This is a genomic window from Streptomyces sp. NPDC057424 (genome assembly GCF_042803315.1).
GTDB lineage: Bacteria > Actinomycetota > Actinomycetes > Streptomycetales > Streptomycetaceae > Streptomyces.
On sequence record NZ_JBHVCP010000002.1, the window covers coordinates 234,034 to 253,332 of the forward strand.

The 19,299-nt window shown below is 69.8% G+C and carries 20 protein-coding genes; 5 read left to right on the plus strand and 15 right to left on the minus strand.

Annotation, left to right across the window (positions count from 1 at the left end; translation table 11 throughout):
• Positions 1 to 3: 3 nt before the first annotated feature.
• Genes nuoK through ACFU3E_RS03285 form a run of 11 tightly spaced genes read right to left on the minus strand, consistent with a single transcriptional unit; the run spans position 4 to position 10,839 of the window.
• Positions 4 to 303 carry an NADH-quinone oxidoreductase subunit NuoK gene (nuoK, locus tag ACFU3E_RS03235; protein ID WP_003992252.1) on the minus strand — a complete coding sequence of 100 codons (300 nt, stop codon included), beginning with the start codon at positions 301 to 303 and terminating at the stop codon, positions 4 to 6.
• The gene (locus ACFU3E_RS03240) at positions 300 to 1,142 is read right to left on the minus strand and encodes an NADH-quinone oxidoreductase subunit J (protein WP_384151161.1); all 843 of its coding nucleotides are present in this window, start codon (positions 1,140 to 1,142) and stop codon (positions 300 to 302) included. Before ACFU3E_RS03240 ends, nuoK begins: the two co-directional genes overlap by 4 nt.
• Positions 1,139 to 1,780: an NADH-quinone oxidoreductase subunit NuoI gene (gene nuoI / locus ACFU3E_RS03245; protein ID WP_384151164.1), complete on the minus strand. Its 642-nt coding sequence runs from the start codon at positions 1,778 to 1,780 to the stop codon at positions 1,139 to 1,141. Before nuoI ends, ACFU3E_RS03240 begins: the two co-directional genes overlap by 4 nt.
• A complete protein-coding gene (gene nuoH / locus ACFU3E_RS03250; RefSeq protein WP_384151167.1) occupies positions 1,773 to 3,149 on the minus strand; it encodes an NADH-quinone oxidoreductase subunit NuoH in 1,377 nt (458 codons plus the stop codon). Before nuoH ends, nuoI begins: the two co-directional genes overlap by 8 nt.
• On the minus strand, positions 3,146 to 5,650 hold the full coding sequence (locus ACFU3E_RS03255; protein WP_384151170.1) for an NADH-quinone oxidoreductase subunit G: 2,505 nt from the start codon (positions 5,648 to 5,650) through the stop codon (positions 3,146 to 3,148). Before ACFU3E_RS03255 ends, nuoH begins: the two co-directional genes overlap by 4 nt.
• On the minus strand, positions 5,647 to 6,993 hold the full coding sequence (gene nuoF, locus ACFU3E_RS03260; protein ID WP_384151173.1) for an NADH-quinone oxidoreductase subunit NuoF: 1,347 nt from the start codon (positions 6,991 to 6,993) through the stop codon (positions 5,647 to 5,649). Before nuoF ends, ACFU3E_RS03255 begins: the two co-directional genes overlap by 4 nt.
• Complete coding sequence (gene nuoE / locus ACFU3E_RS03265; RefSeq protein ID WP_384151175.1) at positions 6,993 to 7,853, minus strand: NADH-quinone oxidoreductase subunit NuoE; 861 nt, start codon at positions 7,851 to 7,853, stop codon at positions 6,993 to 6,995. The genes nuoF and nuoE overlap by 1 nt, the downstream gene beginning before the upstream one ends.
• Positions 7,850 to 9,172: an NADH-quinone oxidoreductase subunit D gene (locus tag ACFU3E_RS03270; RefSeq protein ID WP_384151177.1), complete on the minus strand. Its 1,323-nt coding sequence runs from the start codon at positions 9,170 to 9,172 to the stop codon at positions 7,850 to 7,852. The genes nuoE and ACFU3E_RS03270 overlap by 4 nt, the downstream gene beginning before the upstream one ends.
• The gene (locus tag ACFU3E_RS03275) at positions 9,169 to 9,915 is read right to left on the minus strand and encodes an NADH-quinone oxidoreductase subunit C (RefSeq protein WP_384151180.1); all 747 of its coding nucleotides are present in this window, start codon (positions 9,913 to 9,915) and stop codon (positions 9,169 to 9,171) included. The genes ACFU3E_RS03270 and ACFU3E_RS03275 overlap by 4 nt, the downstream gene beginning before the upstream one ends.
• Complete coding sequence (locus tag ACFU3E_RS03280; RefSeq protein ID WP_384151183.1) at positions 9,912 to 10,466, minus strand: NuoB/complex I 20 kDa subunit family protein; 555 nt, start codon at positions 10,464 to 10,466, stop codon at positions 9,912 to 9,914. Before ACFU3E_RS03280 ends, ACFU3E_RS03275 begins: the two co-directional genes overlap by 4 nt.
• Positions 10,467 to 10,479: 13 nt before the next feature.
• Entirely contained in the window at positions 10,480 to 10,839 is a 360-nt protein-coding gene (locus ACFU3E_RS03285; RefSeq protein ID WP_003974383.1) for an NADH-quinone oxidoreductase subunit A, read from the minus strand.
• A gap of 724 nt (positions 10,840 to 11,563) precedes the next feature.
• Here ACFU3E_RS03285 and ACFU3E_RS03290 point away from each other — a divergent pair.
• Both ACFU3E_RS03290 and ACFU3E_RS03295 read left to right on the plus strand, forming a co-directional pair.
• On the plus strand, positions 11,564 to 12,403 hold the full coding sequence (locus ACFU3E_RS03290) for a C40 family peptidase (protein ID WP_384151186.1): 840 nt from the start codon (positions 11,564 to 11,566) through the stop codon (positions 12,401 to 12,403).
• 330 nt (positions 12,404 to 12,733) lie between these two features.
• On the plus strand, positions 12,734 to 12,856 hold the full coding sequence (locus tag ACFU3E_RS03295) for a hypothetical protein (protein WP_384151189.1): 123 nt from the start codon (positions 12,734 to 12,736) through the stop codon (positions 12,854 to 12,856).
• Positions 12,857 to 12,903: 47 nt separating this feature from the next.
• On the opposite strand, the gene ACFU3E_RS03300 is transcribed toward ACFU3E_RS03295, so the two are convergent.
• Positions 12,904 to 14,196, minus strand: a complete 1,293-nt coding sequence (locus tag ACFU3E_RS03300; protein ID WP_142160740.1) for a geranylgeranyl reductase family protein — start codon at positions 14,194 to 14,196, stop codon at positions 12,904 to 12,906.
• A 99-nt stretch (positions 14,197 to 14,295) separates the two neighbouring features.
• On the opposite strand from ACFU3E_RS03300, the gene ACFU3E_RS03305 reads away from it, so the two are divergent.
• Both ACFU3E_RS03305 and ACFU3E_RS03310 read left to right on the plus strand, forming a co-directional pair.
• The gene (locus ACFU3E_RS03305) at positions 14,296 to 14,820 is read left to right on the plus strand and encodes a GNAT family N-acetyltransferase (protein WP_384151192.1); all 525 of its coding nucleotides are present in this window, start codon (positions 14,296 to 14,298) and stop codon (positions 14,818 to 14,820) included.
• Between the two features lie 109 nt (positions 14,821 to 14,929).
• Positions 14,930 to 15,241, plus strand: a complete 312-nt coding sequence (locus ACFU3E_RS03310; protein WP_384151195.1) for a PASTA domain-containing protein — start codon at positions 14,930 to 14,932, stop codon at positions 15,239 to 15,241.
• Here the strand turns inward: ACFU3E_RS03310 and ACFU3E_RS03315 are convergent.
• Entirely contained in the window at positions 15,228 to 15,923 is a 696-nt protein-coding gene (locus ACFU3E_RS03315; RefSeq protein WP_384151600.1) for a demethylmenaquinone methyltransferase, read from the minus strand. The genes ACFU3E_RS03310 and ACFU3E_RS03315 overlap by 14 nt on opposite strands.
• Positions 15,924 to 16,325: 402 nt before the next feature.
• Between ACFU3E_RS03315 and ACFU3E_RS03320 the strand changes: the two genes are divergently transcribed.
• Positions 16,326 to 17,336, plus strand: a complete 1,011-nt coding sequence (locus ACFU3E_RS03320) for a chitinase (protein ID WP_384151198.1) — start codon at positions 16,326 to 16,328, stop codon at positions 17,334 to 17,336.
• An 8-nt stretch (positions 17,337 to 17,344) separates the two neighbouring features.
• Here ACFU3E_RS03320 and ACFU3E_RS03325 read toward each other — a convergent pair whose 3' ends face one another.
• The gene (locus ACFU3E_RS03325) at positions 17,345 to 18,022 is read right to left on the minus strand and encodes a hypothetical protein (RefSeq protein ID WP_384151201.1); all 678 of its coding nucleotides are present in this window, start codon (positions 18,020 to 18,022) and stop codon (positions 17,345 to 17,347) included.
• Between the two features lie 7 nt (positions 18,023 to 18,029).
• Positions 18,030 to 19,229 (minus strand): cyclic dehypoxanthinyl futalosine synthase, encoded by a 1,200-nt coding sequence (mqnC, locus tag ACFU3E_RS03330; RefSeq protein WP_384151204.1) that lies wholly within the window; start codon positions 19,227 to 19,229, stop codon positions 18,030 to 18,032.
• Positions 19,230 to 19,299 lie beyond the last annotated feature (70 nt).

A 19,299-nucleotide genomic window follows, 5' to 3' on the forward strand; every position in this document is an offset into this window, starting at 1 on the left:
CCCCTACAGCTTCATCAGGCTGGCGTCGTCGACCGAGGCCGAGTGGCGGGCACGGAACAGGGACACGATGATCGCGAGCCCGACCACGACCTCGGCGGCGGCGACGACCATCGTGAAGAAGGCGATGATCTGGCCGTCGAGGTTGCCGTGCATCCGGGAGAAGGCGACGAACGCGAGGTTGCAGGCGTTGAGCATGAGCTCGATGCACATGAACACGACGATCGCGTTGCGCCTGATCAGCACGCCGGTGGCGCCGATCGTGAACAACAGGGCCGCGAGGTAGAGGTAGTTGACGGGGTTCACTTCGACGCCTCCTCGGACCGCTGGGACTTCGCCGGCCCGACCACCCTGCGCTCCAGGCGTTCCTCGGACCGCTGCTCCAGGGCCCTGAGGTCGTTGAGCGCCTCCTGCGACACGTCACGGATCTGGCCGCGCTCGCGCAGGGTCTTGCTGACGGTGAGGTCGGACGGGGTGCCGTCGGGCAGCAGGCCCGCGATGTCGACCGCGTTGTGCCGGGCGTACACACCGGGCGCCGGCAGCGGCGGCAACTGCTTGCCTTCGCGGACCCGCTCCTCGGAGAGCTCCCGCTGCGTCCTGGCGCGCTCGGTGCGCTCGCGGTGGGTGAGCACCATGGCGCCGACCGCGGCCGTGATGAGCAGGGCGCCGGTGATCTCGAACGCGAAGACGTACCGGGTGAAGATGAGGGCGGCGATCCCCTCCACGTTGCCGCCGGCGTTCGCCTGGCCGGTGCCGCTGAACTCCGTCAGGGACGCGTTGCCGATCCCGGCGGTCAGCAGGACGCCGAAGCCGAGCCCGCACAACAGGGCCAGCCAGCGCTGGCCCTTGATGGTCTCCTTCAGCGAGTCCGCCGCGGTGACGCCGACGAGCATCACCACGAACAGGAACAGCATCATGATCGCGCCGGTGTAGACGACGATCTGCACGACGCCCAGGAAGTAGGCGCCGTTGGCGAGGTAGAACACCGCCAGAATGATCATGGTCCCGGCGAGGCAGAGGGCACTGTGCACGGCCCTCCTCATGAGGATGGTGCACAGGGCGCCGATCACCGCCACGGTGCCGAGGATCCAGAACTGGACGGCCTCCGGGGTGGAGGTGGAGTAGGCGGCGAGCTGGGCGGTCATCGGTCGATCACCTGCTCCGACGCCGGCTCGGTCCCACCGAAGGTCGAGTCGGCCTCCTGCACCACCTCGCCCTGGGAGTGGGCGACCTGACGCTCCGTACCGGGGGCGGCCTCGGTGACCAGGCCCCGGTAGTAGTCCTGCTCGTCCGTGCCCGGGTAGATGGCGTGGGGCGAGTCGACCATGCCCTCCTCGAGACCGGCGAGCAGCTGCTCCTTGGTGTAGATGAGGTCGGCGCGGCTGGAGTCGGCCAGCTCGAACTCGTTGGTCATCGTGAGCGCGCGCGTGGGGCAGGCCTCGATGCACAGGCCGCACAGGATGCAGCGGGCGTAGTTGATCTGGTAGACGCGGCCGTACCGCTCGCCCGGCGAGTAGCGCTCCTCCTCGGTGTTGTCCGCGCCCTCCACGTAGATCGCGTCGGCGGGACAGGCCCAGGCGCACAGTTCGCAGCCGACGCACTTCTCCAGGCCGTCCGGATGGCGGTTGAGCTGGTGCCGTCCGTGGAAGCGCGGAGCCGTGGTCTTCTGCTGCTCCGGGTACTGCTCGGTCAGCCGCTTCTTGAACATGGCCTTGAAGGTCACGCCGAAGCCGGCCACGGGGTTCTGGAAACCGGGCTTGGTGTCCTTGGGTTCCTCAGTCATCGGACGCCTCCTTTCCATCCGTAGTTCCGCCCGGAGATCCGTCACTCCGAGTATCGGGCCCGCCACTGACAATCAGCTCCCGCTCACTGCGCGAGCGGCGTCGCGGGACTGGTGGGAGTTCCTGTCCCGGCAGGGGCGGCACGGGGAATCCGCCCGCCATCGGGTCGAAGGCGGCCGGGGCCTCGGCGGGTTGCTCGGCCTTCCTCGACTTCTCGCGGAACATGTCGACGACGAAGGAGAGCAGCAGCAGGGCGAGTACGCCACCGCCGACGTAGAGCGCGATGTCGGCGAAGTCGTAGCCCTGGTTCCTGAAGGCCCGGACGCTCGCGACGAGCATCAGCCACACCAGCGCGACCGGAATGAGCACCTTCCAGCCGAGCTTCATCAGCTGGTCGTAGCGAACGCGCGGGAGGGTGCCGCGAAGCCAGATGAAGAAGAAGATCAGCACCTGGAGCTTGACGACGAACCAGAGCATCGGCCACCAGCCGTGGTTCGCGCCCTCCCAGAAGGTGCTGACGGGCCAGGGAGCCCGCCAGCCGCCGAGGAACAGCGTCACCGCGATCATCGACACGGTGACCATGTGGATGTACTCGGAGAGCATGAACATCGCGAACTTGATGGAGCTGTACTCGGTGTTGAAACCGCCGACCAGGTCGCCCTCGGACTCCGGCATGTCGAACGGGGCCCGGCTGGACTCGCCGATCATCGTCACCATGTAGATCAGGAACGAGACGGGGAGCAGTACGAAGTACCAGCGGTCCTCCTGGGCTCCGACGATCGCCGAGGTGGACATGGAGCCGGAGTAGAGGAAGACCGAGGCGAAGGCGGCGCCCATGGCGACCTCGTACGAAATGATCTGGGCGCACGAACGGATACCGCCGAGGAGCGGGTAGGTCGATCCGGAGGACCAACCGCCCAGGACGAAGCCGTACACCCCGAGAGAGCCGATGGCCAGGATGTAGAGCATCGCGACCGGCAGGTCGGTGAGCTGCATCGTGGTGCGCTGGCCGAAGATCGAGATCTCGTTGCCGGCCGGGCCGAAGGGGATCACGGCGATGGCCATGAAGGCCGGGATGGCCGCGATGATCGGCGCGAGGACGTACACCACCTTGTCCGCGCGCTTGACGACCACGTCCTCCTTGAGCATCAGCTTCACGCCGTCGGCGAGCGACTGCAGCATGCCCCAGGGGCCGTGCCGGTTGGGGCCGATGCGCCGCTGCATCCAGGCGACGACCTTGCGCTCCATGACGATGGAGACCAGCACGGTCACCATCAGGAAGGCGAAACAGAACACCGCCTTGATGACGACCAGCCACCACGGGTCGTGGCCGAACATCGAGAGGTCTTCAGCGGCGAGGTACGGGCTCATGCCTCCACCTCCTTGGGGGCCTCGCCGGCGAGCGTCGCCGGGCCGATGCGGACGAGGGAGCCGGGCCGCGCCCCGGTGTCGGAGGCGACGCCGCCGCCGGTGGAGTTCAGCGGCAGCCACACCACCCGGTCGGGCATGTCACTGATCTGAAGCGGGAGTTCCACGACTCCCTGGGGGCCGGTCACCGCGAGCAGGTCGCCGTCCTTGACGCCCGCCTCGGCGGCCGTCGCGGACGACACCCGCGCGCGTGCCGCGTGCCGCGTGCCGGCGAGTGCCTCGTCGCCCTGCTGGAGGACGCCTTGGTCGAGCAGCAGCCGGTGCCCCGCGAGTACGGCTTCCCCGGCGGCCGGCCGGGGCAGCGCGGCCGCGGTCTCCAGGGGTTCGCCGGCCCACGGGCCGTCCCAGGCACCGAGCCGGTCGATCTCGCCGCGTACGGTGCGCAGGTCCGGCAGTCCGAGGTGGACGTCCATGGCGTCAGCCAGCATCTGCAGCACGCGTGCGTCGGTGGGCGCGGAGCGGCGGGTCATGTGGTCGGGCTTGAGCGCCGCCTCGAAGAAGCGGATCCGGCCCTCCCAGTTGAGGAAGGTGCCGGCCTTCTCGGCGACCGCGGCGACGGGCAGGACGACATCGGCCTCGCGGCTGATCTCGCTCGGCCGCAGCTCCAGCGAGACCAGGAAGCCCACCTCGTCGAGCGCCGCACGCGCGCGTGCCGGGTCGGGCAGGTCGGCGATCTCCACGCCCGCGACCAGCAGGGCCTGGAGCTCTCCGGTCGCGGCGGCCTCCACGATCTGGCCGGTGTCACGGCCGTAGCGGTGCGGGAGACCCGCGACGCCCCAGACGGCGGCGACCTCGTCACGCGCGCGCGGGTCGGTGGCCGGGCGCCCGCCCGGCAGCAGCGACGGCAGCGCGCCCGCCTCGATCGCGCCGCGCTCCCCGGCCCGGCGCGGGATCCACACCAGCCGGGCACCGGTCGCGGAGGCGGTGCGTGCGGCGGCGGTGAGCCCGCCGGCCACGGCGGCCAGCCGCTCACCGACGACGATCACCGCGCCCTCGGCGCGCAGTGCCTCGGCGGCGAGCGCACCGTCGTCGTGCAGGCCGGCTCCGTTCGCGAGCGCGTCCAGCCACTCGGTCTCGGTGCCGGGGGCCGCCGGCAGCAGCGTGCCACCGGCCTTCTCCAGACCGCGCGTGGCGTGCGTGGCCAGGGAGTAGACCTTCTGCCCGTGCCCCCGCCAGGCCTTGCGCAGCCGCAGGAAGACGCCGGGCGCCTCCTCCTCCGCCTCGAACCCGACCAGCAGGACGGCGGGGGCCTTCTCCAGCGCGGTGTACGTGACGCCCGTGCCGTCGAGGTCCCTGCCGCGCCCGGCGATCCGGGCGGCGAGGAAGTCGGCCTCCTCGCTGCTGTGCACGCGCGCGCGGAAGTCGATGTCGTTGGTGTCGAGCGCCACGCGCGCGAACTTGCTGTACGCGTAGGCGTCCTCGACGGTGAGGCGGCCGCCGGTCAGGACTCCGGTGCGGCCCCGGGAGGCCAGGAGCCCCTGGGCCGCGATCTGCAGCGCCTCCGGCCAGGAGGCCGGTTCCAGATCGCCCTCGGCGTTGCGCACCAGCGGCGTCTCGAGCCGGTCCCGCTGCTGCGCGTACCGGAACCCGAACCGCCCCTTGTCGCAGATCCACTCCTCGTTGACCTCGGGGTCGTCGGCCGCGAGCCGCCGCATGACCTTGCCGCGCCGGTGGTCGGTGCGCGTGGCGCAGCCGCCGGAGCAGTGCTCGCACACCGACGGGGAGGAGACCAGGTCGAAGGGGCGGGAGCGGAATCGGTACGCCGCCGAGGTCAGCGCGCCGACGGGGCAGATCTGGATGGTGTTGCCGGAGAAGTACGACTCGAACGGGTCGCCCTCGCCGGTGCCGACCTGCTGGAGCGCGCCCCTCTCGATCAGCTCGATCATCGGGTCGCCCGCGATCTGGTTGGAGAACCGGGTGCAGCGGGCGCACAGCACGCACCGCTCGCGGTCGAGCAGCACCTGCGTGGAGATCGGGACGGGCTTCTCGTAGGTCCGCTTGCGGCCGTCGAAGCGGGAGTCGGCGTCGCCGTGCGACATGGCCTGGTTCTGCAGCGGGCACTCGCCGCCCTTGTCGCAGACCGGGCAGTCCAGCGGGTGGTTGATGAGCAGGAGCTCCATCACACCCTTCTGGGCCTTCTCCGCGACCGGGGAGGTGAGGTGGGTCTTCACCACCATCCCGTCGGTGCAGGTGATGGTGCAGGACGCCATGGGCTTGCGCTGGCCCTCGACCTCGACGATGCACTGGCGGCAGGCGCCGGCGGGGTCGAGCAGGGGGTGGTCGCAGAACCGGGGGATCTCGATGCCGAGCTGCTCCGCGGCCCGGATGACCAGGGTGCCCTTGGGCACACTGATCTCCGCGCCGTCGATCGTCAGCGACACGAGGTCCTCCGGCGGGACCGCCGCTTCTCCCCCGCCGGAGGGAGAGCTGGTGGTCACGGTCATGCGTTCACCTCCGTGCGGTCGGCCCAGGCCGTCGACTTGGCCGGGTCGAAGGGACAGCCCCGGCCCGTGATGTGCTGCTCGTACTCCTCGCGGAAGTACTTGAGCGAGGAGAAGATCGGCGAGGCGGCGCCGTCGCCGAGGGCGCAGAAGGACTTGCCGTTGATGTTGTCGGCGATGTCGTTCAGCTTGTCGAGGTCGGACATCTGCCCCTTGCCCGCCTCGATGTCGCGCAGCAACTGCACGAGCCAGTAGGTCCCTTCGCGGCAGGGCGTGCACTTGCCGCAGGACTCGTGGGCGTAGAACTCGGTCCAGCGGGTGACGGCACGGACCACGCAGGTCGTCTCGTCGAAGCACTGGAGTGCTTTGGTGCCGAGCATGGAACCCGCGGCGCCCACTCCTTCGTAGTCGAGAGGGACGTCGAGATGCTCGTCGGTGAACATCGGGGTCGAGGAGCCGCCCGGCGTCCAGAACTTGAGTCGGTGCCCGGGGCGCATCCCGCCGCTCATGTCGAGGAGCTGGCGGAGGGTGATGCCGAGCGGCGCCTCGTACTGGCCGGGGGCGGCCACATGGCCGCTGAGGGAGTAGAGCGTGAAGCCGGGTGACTTCTCACTCCCCATCGACCGGAACCATTCCTTGCCCCGCTGCAGGATCGCGGGAACCGACGCGATCGATTCGACGTTGTTCACCACAGTCGGGCACGCGTAGAGGCCCGCGACGGCGGGGAAGGGAGGACGAAGCCGCGGCTGGCCCCGGCGGCCTTCGAGCGAGTCCAGCAGTGCGGTCTCCTCACCGCAGATGTACGCGCCCGCGCCCGCGTGCACGGTGATGTCGAGGTCGAGTCCGCTGTCCAGGATGTTCTCGCCGAGGAAGCCGGCCTCGTACGCCTCGCGCACGGCCGAGTGCAACCGCCGCAGCACCGGGACGACTTCACCACGCAGATAGATGAAGGCGTGCGAGGACCTGATGGCGTAGCACGCGATGATCATGCCCTCGATGAGGCTGTGCGGGTTCGCGAAGAGGAGCGGGATGTCCTTGCACGTCCCGGGCTCCGACTCGTCGGCGTTGACCACGAGATAGTGCGGCTTTCCATCCCCTTGCGGAATGAACTGCCACTTCATGCCCGTGGGGAATCCCGCGCCGCCGCGTCCGCGCAGACCGGAGTCCTTGACGTACGCGATCAGGTCGTCCGGCGTCATGGCGAGCGCCTTGCGCAGCCCTTCGTAGCCGTCGTGCCTCCGGTAGACGTCCAGCGTCCAGGACCTGTCCTCGTCCCAGAAGGCCGACAGCACCGGTGCGAGCAGCTTCTCGGGGCTCGTGTCTTTCAGCTCGGGTGCCAAGGTCATCACTCCCCCTCCTCGGCGGCAGGCCCAGCCGGGTGGGCCGGATCGGAGGCCGACGTCTCCTGTGGCGCGTCGTGCGAGCTCAAGTGCTCCGTCGGTGACGGGTCGTGCGGTGCCCCGGTCCGGGCCGCCTCGCCGCGCGGGTGCACCACGCGCGCGGGAGAGGCCTCCCCCTTGGCGAGTTTCAGGCCGATCAGCGAGGCGGGTCCCGCGCTGCCGCCGGACTCGACGGCCCCGTCCCGCTCGTCGGGGAAGCCGGCCAGGACCCGGGCGGTCTCCTTGAAGGTGCACATGCGGGCCCCGCGGGTGGGCGTGACCGGCCGTCCCTCGCGCAGGTCGTCGACGAGGCTCTTGGCGCTGGCCGGGGTCTGGTTGTCGAAGAACTCCCAGTTGACCATCACGACCGGCGCGAAGTCGCAGGCCGCGTTGCACTCGATGTGCTCCAGGGTGACCTTGCCGTCGCCGGTGGTCTCGCCGTTGCCGACGCCGAGGTGCTCCTGGAGCTCCTCGAAGATCGCGTCCCCGCCCATCACGGCGCACAGGGTGTTCGTGCACACCCCCACCTGGTAGTCACCGCTCGGCCGGCGGCGGTACATGGTGTAGAAGGTGGCGACCGCGGTGACCTCGGCCGTGGTCAGGCCGAGCACGTCCGCGCAGAACCGCATGCCGGTGCGGGTCACGTGCCCTTCCTCGGACTGCACGAGGTGCAGCAGCGGCAGGAGGGCGGACCGGGAGTCCGGGTAGCGGGCGATGATCTCGCGCGCGTCCGTCTCCAGACGGGCCCGGACGTCGTCCGGGTAGGCGGGTGCGGGCAGTTCGGGCATGCCCAGGCTGACGCCCCGCTCGGAAGATGAGGTGGTCACCGGTCGACGCCTCCCATCACGGGGTCGATGGACGCGACGGCGACGATGACGTCGGCGACCTGGCCGCCCTCGCACATCGCCGCCATGGCCTGCAGGTTGGTGAAGGACGGGTCGCGGAAGTGGACCCGGTAGGGGCGGGTGCCGCCGTCGGACACGACGTGCACCCCGAGTTCGCCCTTGGGCGACTCGACCGCCGCGTACGTCTGTCCGGGCGGGACGCGGAAGCCCTCGGTGACCAGCTTGAAGTGGTGGATCAGGGCCTCCATGGAGGTGCCCATGATCTTCTTGATGTGGTCGAGGGAGTTGCCGAGCCCGTCGGGACCCAGGGCGAGCTGGGCGGGCCAGGCGATCTTCTTGTCGGCGACCATGACCGGGCCGGGCTGGAGCCGGTCCAGGCACTGCTCGACGATCCTGAGCGACTGGCGCATCTCCTCCAGGCGGATCAGGAAGCGGCCGTAGGAGTCGCAGGTGTCGGCGGTCGGGATCTCGAAGTCGTAGTTCTCGTAGCCGCAGTACGGCTGGGCCTTGCGCAGGTCGTGCGGCAGGCCGGTGGAGCGCAGGATCGGTCCCGTCGCGCCGAGGGCCATGCAGCCGGCCAGGTCGAGGTAGCCGATGTCCTGCATACGGGCCTTGAAGATGGGGTTCCCGGTGGCGAGCTTGTCGTACTCCGGGAGGTTCTTCTTCATCGTCTTCACGAACTCGCGGATCCGGTCCACCGCGCCGGGCGGCAGGTCCTGGGCGAGTCCGCCGGGGCGGATGTACGCGTGGTTCATCCGCAGGCCGGTGATCAGCTCGTAGATATCGAGAATGAGTTCACGATCACGGAATCCGTAGATCATGATCGTGGTGGCGCCGAGTTCCATACCGCCGGTGGCGATGCACACCAGGTGCGAGGACAGCCGGTTCAGCTCCATCAGGAGCACCCGGATGATCGAGGCGCGGTCCGGGATCTGGTCCTCGATGCCGAGGAGCTTCTCGACGCCGAGGCAGTACGCCGTCTCGTTGAAGAACGACGTCAGGTAGTCCATGCGCGTCACGAACGTGGTGCCCTGGGTCCACGTCCGGTACTCGAGGTTCTTCTCGATGCCGGTGTGCAGATAACCGATTCCGCAGCGGGCCTCGGTGACGGTCTCGCCGTCGATCTCCAGGATCAGGCGGAGCACGCCGTGTGTGGACGGGTGCTGCGGGCCCATGTTGACGACGATGCGCTCGTCGTCGGTGCGGGCCGCGGACTCGACGACCTCGTCCCAGTCGCCGCCGGTGACGGTGTAGACGGTGCCCTCGGTGGTCTCGCGAGGGGAGGCGTGCGAAGTGCTCATGAGTACGACCTCCGCTGGTCCGGAGCCGGGATCTGGGCGCCCTTGTACTCGACGGGGATGCCGCCGAGGGAATAGTCCTTGCGCTGCGGAAAGCCCTGCCAGTCGTCCGGCATCATGATCCGCGTCAGGGCGGGGTGGCCGTCGAAGACGATGCCGAAGAAGTCGTACGTCTCGCGCTCGTGCCAGTCGTTCGTCGGATAGACGGAGAACAGCGACGGGATGTGCGGGTCGCTGTCGGGGGCGCTGACCTCCAGCCGGATCAGCCGGTTGTGGGTGATCGAGCGCAGGTGGTAGACGGCGTGCAGCTCGCGGCCCTTGTCGTTCGGGAAGTGCACGCCGCTGACGCCGGTGCACAGCTCGAAGCGCAGGGCCGGGTCGTCGCGCAGGGTCCTGGCGACCCTCACCAGGTGCTCGCGCTCGATGTGGAAGGTCAGCTCGTCGCGGTCGACGACCGTCTTCTCGATGGCGTTGCCGGGGACCAGCCCCTGCTCCTCCAGGGCGCCCTCCAGCTCGTCGGCGACCTCGTCGAACCAGCCGCCGTAGGGGCGGGTCGCCGGTCCGGGGAGCCGGACCGAGCGGACCAGGCCGCCGTAGCCGGAGGTGTCGCCGCCGTTGTTCGCGCCGAACATGCCGCGCTGGACGCGGATCTCCTCGCCTCCCTGGCCACGCTGGCCGGGGAGGTTGGACGCGCTGAGGTCCTTCTCCGGGTTCGCCCCGCCGGCGTTGGCGTTCGCGTCGCTCACCGCAGCAGCCCCTTCATCTCGATGGTGGGCAGCGCCTTGAGCGCCGCTTCCTCCGCCTCGCGGGCCGCCTCCTCGGCGTTCACGCCGAGCTTGGAGCTCTGGATCTTCTGGTGGAGCTTGAGGATGGCGTCCAGCAGCATCTCCGGCCGGGGCGGGCAGCCGGGGAGGTAGATGTCGACCGGCACGATGTGGTCGACACCCTGGACGATGGCGTAGTTGTTGAACATGCCGCCGGAGGAGGCGCAGACCCCCATGGAGATCACCCACTTGGGGTCCGGCATCTGGTCGTAGACCTGCCGCAGCACCGGCGCCATCTTCTGGCTCACCCGCCCGGCGACGATCATCAGGTCCGCCTGGCGCGGCGAGCCCCGGAAGACCTCCATGCCGAAGCGCGCCAGGTCGTAGCGGCCGGCGCCGGTGGTCATCATCTCGATGGCACAGCAGGCGAGGCCGAACGTGGCCGGGAAGACCGACGACTTGCGCACCCAGCCCGCGGCCTGCTCGACGGTGGTCAGCAGGAAGCCGCTCGGCAGCTTTTCTTCGAGTCCCATGACGTGTGGCTCCTCAGTCCCATTCCAGGCCGCCGCGCCGCCATACGTACGCGTACGCGACGAAGACGGTGAGCACGAAGAGCAGCATCTCCACGAGCCCGAAGATCCCCAGGGCGTCGAAGGTGACGGCCCAGGGGTAGAGGAAGACGATCTCGATATCGAAGATGATGAAGAGCATCGCCGTCAGGTAGTACTTGATCGGGAAGCGCCCGCCGCCGGCCGGCGTGGGGGTCGGCTCGATACCGCACTCGTAGGCCTCGAGCTTGGCGCGGTTGTACCGCTTGGGCCCGATCAACGTGGCCATGACCACGGAGAAGATCGCAAAGCCTGCCCCGAGCGCTCCCAGTACGAGGATGGGCGCATAAGCGTTCACCGCTCCTCGCTCCTCTCAGTCGGCACTGACTGCTGGCGGTTTCCGTCGGGCTCACATCCGCCCCACCTGTCCCTCGAACCCCGCCCGCCCCGGCGAAGATCGGGAACATGTGAAGCAGGTCACAAGCCCAACCGCGTGCATCTTATGCCCGACACTCTGTGATCTGCGACACGGGGTATTGCACAAGCTTTGTGATCTCCACCACCTGACGATCGATCATGAAGTCGGATGAGCGGTGATCTTCACACGCGAAGCGTCCGAGTGATCACGAGAGGTGACATTTTGGCTCGTCAGCGCAGGCCAGAGGGGTCGTCTCAATATCAAGAGGGTTCTCTTGCATGCAAATTGGCGATGGACTCGATCTCTTGATAGACGCGCGTTCACACATCAGAGGGCGTGTGGGGCGGAGTGTGGACGTGTGCACGCGTTCACGATCTTCGCGAGCTCGTGACCCGGCCGTGATCCACGCACCGGGACGCGACCAGCAGGGCGGCCGTTCCGTGACCTCCGTCACATTGATGAGAGGTCCATGAGAACGGGGCTTGGCCAATCGACCCAACCGATGGTAGGTGCGGGGCAATTCGGACGTATTGATCAAACACCGTGATCACAGGCCGGTCACGGAGCGCCCGCAATGTCCGTTACGGCGTCAATAAAGGGGCTCGTTCGGGGGTTTTGGGGGCCCGATTGAGTAACTGTGGCGCAGCACACGTTTCTTGAAGATATGAAGGAGCCCCTGGTACCGGTTATTCCCATGTCCCACACCGCTCACATACGCAGCCACCGGAAACCCCGCCGCAGCGCGACCTCTTCGCTCGCCATGCGTGCCGGAGTTGCCGGTGGCGTCCTCAGCATGGCAGCGGCGGGTGCGTCGGCTTCGGCGAGCGCCGCCGAGCCGGTGACGCAGACCATCGAACTGCCCACCCTGACGGCCGACATGTCCGCTCAGGTCGCCCAGTCCGCTGCCGCCACCCAGCAGGCCGCGGCGAACTACGAACTGCGCGCCGAGCGTGACGCCGCCGCAGCCAAGGCCGCCGCCGAGGCCAAGAAGGACCTCGCCGAGGCGAAGAAGAAGGCGGAGGCCAAGAAGAAGGCCGCCGAGGCCGCGCGCAAGGCCGCCGCCGAGCGCGCCACGCGCAGCGCCGAGCGCACCACCCTCTCCGCTTCCGCGTCCGCGTCCGCCTCCACGTCGGTGTCGGCGCCTGCCAGCGGCAGCGTCGCCACGGTCATCTCGTTCCTCAAGGCCCAGGTGGGCGACGCCTACGTCATGGGCGCCACCGGTCCCAACGCCTGGGACTGCTCCTCCCTCGTGCAGGCCGCGTACAAGCAGGTTGGTGTGGACCTGCCGCGCGTCTCGCAGGACCAGTCGATGGCCGGCACGGACGTCTCGCTGTCCAACCTCCAGGTCGGCGACATCCTGTACTGGGGCGGCAAGGGCTCCGCGTACCACGTGGGCGTCTACATCGGGAACGGCCAGTACCTGGACGCGGCCAACCCGTCCAAGGGTGTCGTCATCCAGGACCTGTCGGGCTACCCGGCGTCGGGCGCGGTGCGCGTCCTCTGACGTCACGCGCCGTCTGACACATCCGCGCATACGGGCTCGAGGGTCGCTGCCGCACCAAGGCAACGGCCCTCCCGGCCTGTCCGGGCCCATCGGGCCCCGCGACCCCTCGGCCCGCCCCCGGGCCGCTCCAGGGACCCTCAGGGCCCTTCTCGGGCCCACTCGGCACCGCCGCCTGCCCACGCACTCCCGTCACTCCGGCACCATGCGCCCGAATTGTCCCGACCTGACAGGGTGTTGACGGCCGGGCCGTGCGCGCCGATGAGCGCGGCGAGGCCGGGACCGAACTCGGTGACGTCCCGGCACGGCTTGTGGTGATCTGCGGGTGTTCGTGTGGTGCGAGGGTGCGACCGGCTCTCCCGGCGGGAGCGCAAGGACGCGCCGCGGCAGCGGGCGGACCGGCGGTACGCGGTGCACGCGCGCCGGGCCGCCGGCATCGCGGCGACGAGCGCCTGATGGCGAGCGCCTGATCAGGCCGCCGGCATCACCGGCCGGCCACCCGCTCAGGCCTTCGGCGCCACCCTGCTCAGGCCGTTGATGATGCGGTCCATCGCGTCGCCGCCCGTCGGGTCGGTGAGGTTCGCGAGGAGCTTCAGCGTGAACTTCATCAGCATCGGGTGGGTGAGACCGCGCTGGGCCGCGATCTGCATGACCTTCGGGTTGCCGATGAGCTTCACGAAGGCGCGGCCGAGCGTGTAGTAGCCGCCGTAGGTGTCCTTCAGGACACGCGGGTAGCGCTGGAGGGCCAGTTCGCGGCTCGCGGGGGTCGGCCGGGCGTGGGCCTGGACGATGACGTCTGCGGCGATCTGGCCGGACTCCATGGCGTAGGCGATGCCCTCGCCGTTGAAGGGGTTCACCAGGCCGCCGGCGTCACCGACGAGGAGCAGGCCCTTGGTGTAGTGCGGCTGGCGGTTGAAGGCCATGGGGAGCGCGGCGCCGCGGATCGGCCCGGTCATGTTGTCGGGGGTGTAGCCCCAGTCCTCCGGCATGGACGCGCACCAGGCCTTCAGGACCTCGCGCCAGTCCAGCTCCTTGAAGGAGTCTGAGGTGTTGAGGACGCCGAGGCCGACGTTCGAGGTGCCGTCGCCCATGCCGAAGATCCAGCCGTAGCCGGGCAGGAGGCGGTCCTCGGCGCCGCGGCGGTCCCACAGCTCCAGCCACGACTCCAGGTAGTCGTCCTCGTGGCGCGGGCTGGTGAAGTACGTGCGCACCGCCACGCCCATCGGGCGGTCCTCGCGGCGGTGCAGGCCCATCGCCAGGGACAGCCGGGTGGAGTTGCCGTCGGCGGCCACGACGAGCGGCGCCCGGAAGGTGACCTCGCGCTTCTCCTCACCGAGCTTGGCGTGCACCCCGGTGATGCGGCCCGTGCGCTCGTCGAGGATCGGCGCGCCCACGTTGCACCGCTCGAAGAGCCGGGCCCCGGCCTTCTGGGCCTGCCGGGCGAGCTGCTCGTCGAAGTCGTCGCGCTTGCGGACGAGACCGTAGTCGGGGAAGGAGGCGAGATCCGGCCAGTCCAGCTGGAGCCGCACCCCGCCGCCGATGATGCGCAGGCCCTTGTTGCGCAGCCAGCCGGCCTCCTCGGAGATGTCGATGCCCATCGCCACCAGCTGCTTGACGGCACGCGGGGTGAGGCCGTCGCCGCAGACCTTCTCGCGTGGGAACTCGGTCTTCTCCAGCAGGAGGACGTCGAGTCCCGCCTTGGCGAGGTGGTAGGCGGTGGTGGAGCCGGCCGGCCCCGCGCCCACGACGATCACATCGGCGGTGTTCTCGGAGAGGGGCTCGGTCACGACGGTCACGGCGGGATCTCCCCAAGTTCGGAATCTTGCGTGCCGACCGGCACAGGACATGGGCAGTCTATGCAGCAGCATTCATCACCCGGCTGAAGGGCTGCCTCCGTGAACCGAGCTCTCCCCGCTGTGCGGCTTCGCGTCCCCACCCACGAGGACGCGATCGTCTGGCACCGGATCTTCGACGACCCGGACGTCATGGAGTTCCAGGGCGGCAGGGCCGCGGAGCTCTCGGTCTACGAGGAGCTCACCGCCCGCCAGCGCCGGCACGACGCCGAGCTCGGCTTCTGCCTGTGGACCGTGCTCGACGAGTCCGGGCGGGTCATCGGCTTCACCGGCGCCCAGCCGTGGGAGCGGACCTGGGGCCCGGCCGGCGAGATCGAGATCGGCTGGCGGCTGGGCCGGGAGTACTGGGGCAAGGGCTACGTCACCGCGGCCGCGCACCGGACGCTGGAGCGGATGCGGGCGACCGGCGTGCCGGGCGTCGTCGCGATGGTCGACGCCCGCAACGGCCGGTCCATCGCGGTGACCCAGCGCCTGGGGATGCGCCTCGCCGAGACGTTCACGACACCGGCCTCGCAGCGGGCGGGGCACTGCTACCGGCTCGACCTCCAGGGAGGTTACGGAGCGTAGCCGACTGTCACAGAAAGACACTTGTCGCTTCCGGTCGGTGCGGGGCGGAGTTTCCCTTCCCGTACCGCTGGGGGTGACATCTGTGCACATATCCCGCAAGGAACCCGGTGTGCGCGTGCCGCGTCTGGTCGGCCTGATGGCCGTGGACGCGCGGGAGACGGCCCGGTCGCAGGGCCTCCTCCTCACCGCACCGGACCGGCCCGAGCTCTCCCTCGCCGTCGTCGACTACGTCGTTCGCCAGTACCCGCGGCCCGGTGCCGAGGTGCCGCGGGACTCGATGGTCTACGTGTGGTTCGACCTCGGTCCCGGTGAGGGCGGCGGGGGCGTGCACGAGCCGCGGATTCCCCGTCCGCCCCGGGGCGGGCTCCCCCGGGAACTGGTCGAGCCGGGCGACCCGCACATGGTGCTCAGCTCGCCTTGAAGCCCCGGTGCAGGGCGACGATCCCGCCGCTCAGATTGCGCCAGGCCACCCGCGACCAGCCGGCCTCGCCCAGCCGCCCGGCCAGGGCGGGCTGGTCGGGCCAGGCGCGGATGGACTCGGCGAGGTAGACGTAGGCGTCGGGGTTGGAGGACACGGCCCGGGCGACCGGCGGCAGGGCGCGCATCAGGTACTCGGTGTAGACCGTGCGGAACGGCGCCCACGTCGGGTGCGAGAACTCGCAGATCACGATCCGCCCGCCGGGCCGGGTCACCCGGAGCATCTCCCGCAGGGCGGCGTCCGTGTCCTGCACGTTGCGCAGCCCGAAGGAGATGGTGACGGCGTCGAAGGTGTCGTCCTTGAAGGGCAGCCTCGTGGCGTCGCCGGCGGTGTACGGCAGCCAGGGCCGGCGCTGCTTGCCGACCTGGAGCATGCCCTGGGAGAAGTCGCAGGGGACGACGTAGGCACCGGTCTGTGCGAAGGGCAGCGAGGAGGTGCCCGTGCCCGCCGCCAGGTCGAGGATCTTCTGCGCGGGGCGGGCGTCGACCGCCTTGGCGACCTCCTTGCGCCATCGCCGGTCCTGGCCGAGGGACAGCACGTCGTTGGTCAGGTCGTACCGTTCCGCCACGTCGTCGAACATCGAGGCGACTTCGTGCGGCTGCTTGTCCAGGGATGCGCGGGTCACGGGCCCATTCTTGCAGTCCCCCCGCCGGGCAGGAGCCGCGGCTTCTTCCGTGCCCGCCACGTCCTCCACCCAGCCGCACGGCAGCACGAACACCGCGATCAGCACCCGGCCCACGCTGAACATGGACCACTGGCTGTCCAGCGGCAGATGCGCCTCACCTAGCGCGGTTTTCGCTGGCAGGCTCGGAATGCATTCCCCGGACAGTGGCGCGCCTTTATGTGCTCTAAACTCGGCTTTTCCTGTGAGAGACCCATGAGAAACGACGGAAGCCGCCCTTTCTCTGGGAGTTCCCGGGAATGCCCGCGGAACTCGCCGCGCGCAACGGACCTCGTGAGACGTTTGCTGCCGGAAAACGTACTTGCTGTCCTACCCCCAGACCTCACGAGAACGGGAGCGCACGTCATGAGGAGTTACCGGAAACCGGCGGCGGCCGGGCTGGGCTGCCTGGTGGCCCTCGCCGGCGCCGCGTGCTCCGGGCAGGGCGACGCGGCCCCCGCGGTGACGGCCGGCCCCAGCACCTCGTCCCCCGCCGGAACCGGCACGTCGTACGCCCCGTACACCAGCGCCACCGAGGCCGCCGGCACCGACTCCGCGGGCTCCCCCACGACGTACAACCTGGCGTTCGTCATAGCCGACGGCGACGACTGCACCCCGCGCTGGAACGGCACGCACGCCATCGGCGACTCGACGGTCACCTCCCGTATCGCGCGGCTCAAGAAGGACGGCGGCGAGGTCCGGGTCTCCTTCGGCGGCGCCTCCGGCAAGGAACTCGCGGCGAACTGCGGCAGCGCCTCGGAACTGGCGGCGGCGTACGGCAAGGCCCTCGACGCGGCCGGCACCACCCTCGCCGACTTCGACATCGAGGGCGACGAACTCTCCGACTCCGCCTCCGTCGCCCTGCGTTCGAAGGCGATCGCCCGGTTGCAGCAGGAACGCAGCGGCCTGGAGGTCTCGTTCACGCTCCCGGTGATGCCCGCCGGCCTGGACGAGGACGGACTCGCACTGCTCGGCTCCGCCAACGACAACGGCGTACAGGTCTCCACCGTCAACCTCATGACGATGAACTACGGCTCGTCGTACGACGGTGACATGGGCGGCTACGCCCTCACGGCCGCGAAGGCCGCGCACACCCAGCTGAAGAAGGTCTTCGGCACGTCGGACGCGACCGCCTGGCAGGGCATGGCGCTCACCTCGATGATCGGCGTCAACGACGTCGACAACGAGACGTTCACGCTCGCGGACGCCGCCGAGGTCCGCGCCTTCGCCGAGGAGAAGGGCATCGCCTGGGTGTCGATGTGGTCGACGGCCCGGGACCGGCAGTGCGCGGACGGCTCCACGTCGCAGAAGGCGGCGACCGACTGCAGCGGGGTGACGCAGGGTCCGGGGGCGTTCGGGAACACGTTCGCGGGCTGAAGCCGGGGTCAGCGGGCCCGGTACACCAGCCGGCCGGCCAGCACGGTCGCCACACAGGTCACCGCGCCGCGCTCCCGCAGGGCCGTCTCGTCGGGTACGTCGAACACGGCCAGGTCGGCCCGGCCGCCGACGGTCAGCGGGCCGTGGACGGTGCCCCGGAGGTCGTACCCTTCCGCGAACGGGTCGAGGCCGGGCCGCTCACCGAGCAGCGTGCCGGGGGCGTCCGTGGTCCCCACGACGGTCAGCCCGGACCGGGCGACGGCCGTGGCCACCAGCGGATCGCGGAAGCGGGCGCCGGGCGAGGCGACCGCCGTCGTGCCGTACCGCAGCATCCGCTGCACTCCGCGGCGTACGCTGCCCGGCCAGCGGGTCTCGCCGAGGTCGCCCAGGGCGGCCAGCCGCTCGCCCCACAGGGGCTGTTCGCCCAGTTCGTCGGCTTCGCGCGGGTCGGGGTGGTAGCAGTGGCGCAGCAGCCACAGCGGGTGCCACTGGCGCAGACCCGGGGTGAGGACGCCCGGCCAGCGCCGCACCCGCGCGCCGGGCGCGCTGTCGACGGCGTCCTCGTACGGCTCGACGGCGGTGATCCGGTCGCCGTCCACGACGACGGCCCCGTCCACCACGGGTTCGTCCATGCCGGGTGCCGAGCCCGCCGGAAGGACCAGCGGGGCGGCGTGAATCGTCAGCATGGTCGGGTCAGTTGGGCGCCAGCAGCTTCAGCTCGGGGTGAGCCGTGCCGCCCTCGATGGCCGTCGAGGAGATGTGCGAGACGACGCGGTCGTCGACCGGGTCGTTCGCCGGGTCGTCGTGGACGACGAGGTGCTCGTACGTGGTAGCCCGCTGGGCGGGGATCCGGCCGGCCTTCCGGATCAGATCGATGATCTCCATCCGGTTGGACCGGTGCTTGGCACCGGCCGACGACACCACGTTCTCCTCCAGCATGATCGAGCCGAGGTCGTCGGCGCCGTAGTGCAGGGAGAGCTGGCCGACCTCCTTGCCCGTGGTCAGCCACGAGCCCTGGATGTGGGCGATGTTGTCCATGAACAGCCGCGCGATGGCGATCATCCGCAGGTACTCGAAGAGCGTCGCCTGCGTGCGGCCCTTCAGGTGGTTGTTCTCGGGCTGGTAGGTGTACGGGATGAAGGCGCGGAAGCCGCCCGTACGGTCCTGGACCTCGCGGATCATCCGCAGGTGCTCGATGCGCTCGGCGTTGGTCTCCCCGGTGCCCATGAGCATGGTGGAGGTGGATTCGACGCCCAGGTCGTGCGCGATCTCCATGATCTCCAGCCAGCGCTCGCCGGACTCCTTCAGCGGGGCGATGGCCTTGCGGGGCCGCTCGGGCAGCAGCTCGGCCCCGGCGCCGGCGAAGGAGTCGAGCCCGGCGGCGTGGATCCGCTGGATGGCCTCCTCGACGGACACCTTGGAGATCCGGGCCATGTGCTCGACCTCGGAGGCCCCCAGGCTGTGGATGACCAGCTGCGGGAACTCCTTCTTGATCGCCGCGAAGTGCTTCTCGTAGTACTCGACGCCGTAGTCCGGGTGGTGCCCGCCCTGGAACATGATCTGCGTGCCGCCCAGCTCGACGGTCTCCGCGCACCGGCGCAGGATGTCGTCCAGGTCACGCGTCCAGCCCTTGGCGGTGTCCTTGGGAGCGGCGTAGAAGGCACAGAAGCGGCACGCCGTGACGCAGACGTTCGTGTAGTTGATGTTGCGCTCGATGATGTACGTCGCGATGTGCTCGGTCCCGGCGTACCGGCGTCGGCGTACGGCGTCGGCGGCGGTGCCCAGCGCGTGCAGCGGGGCGTCCCGGTACAGCACGAGCGCCTCGTCCGGGGTGATCCGCCCACCGGCGGCTGCACGGTCGAGGATGGGCTGAAGGTCGGCCTTCTCGGTCACCGGGCGTCCCTTTCGTAAGGGTTGTGGACGGACCAGCCCAGCGTACGCCAGGGGTTCGGGGGGCTGGACG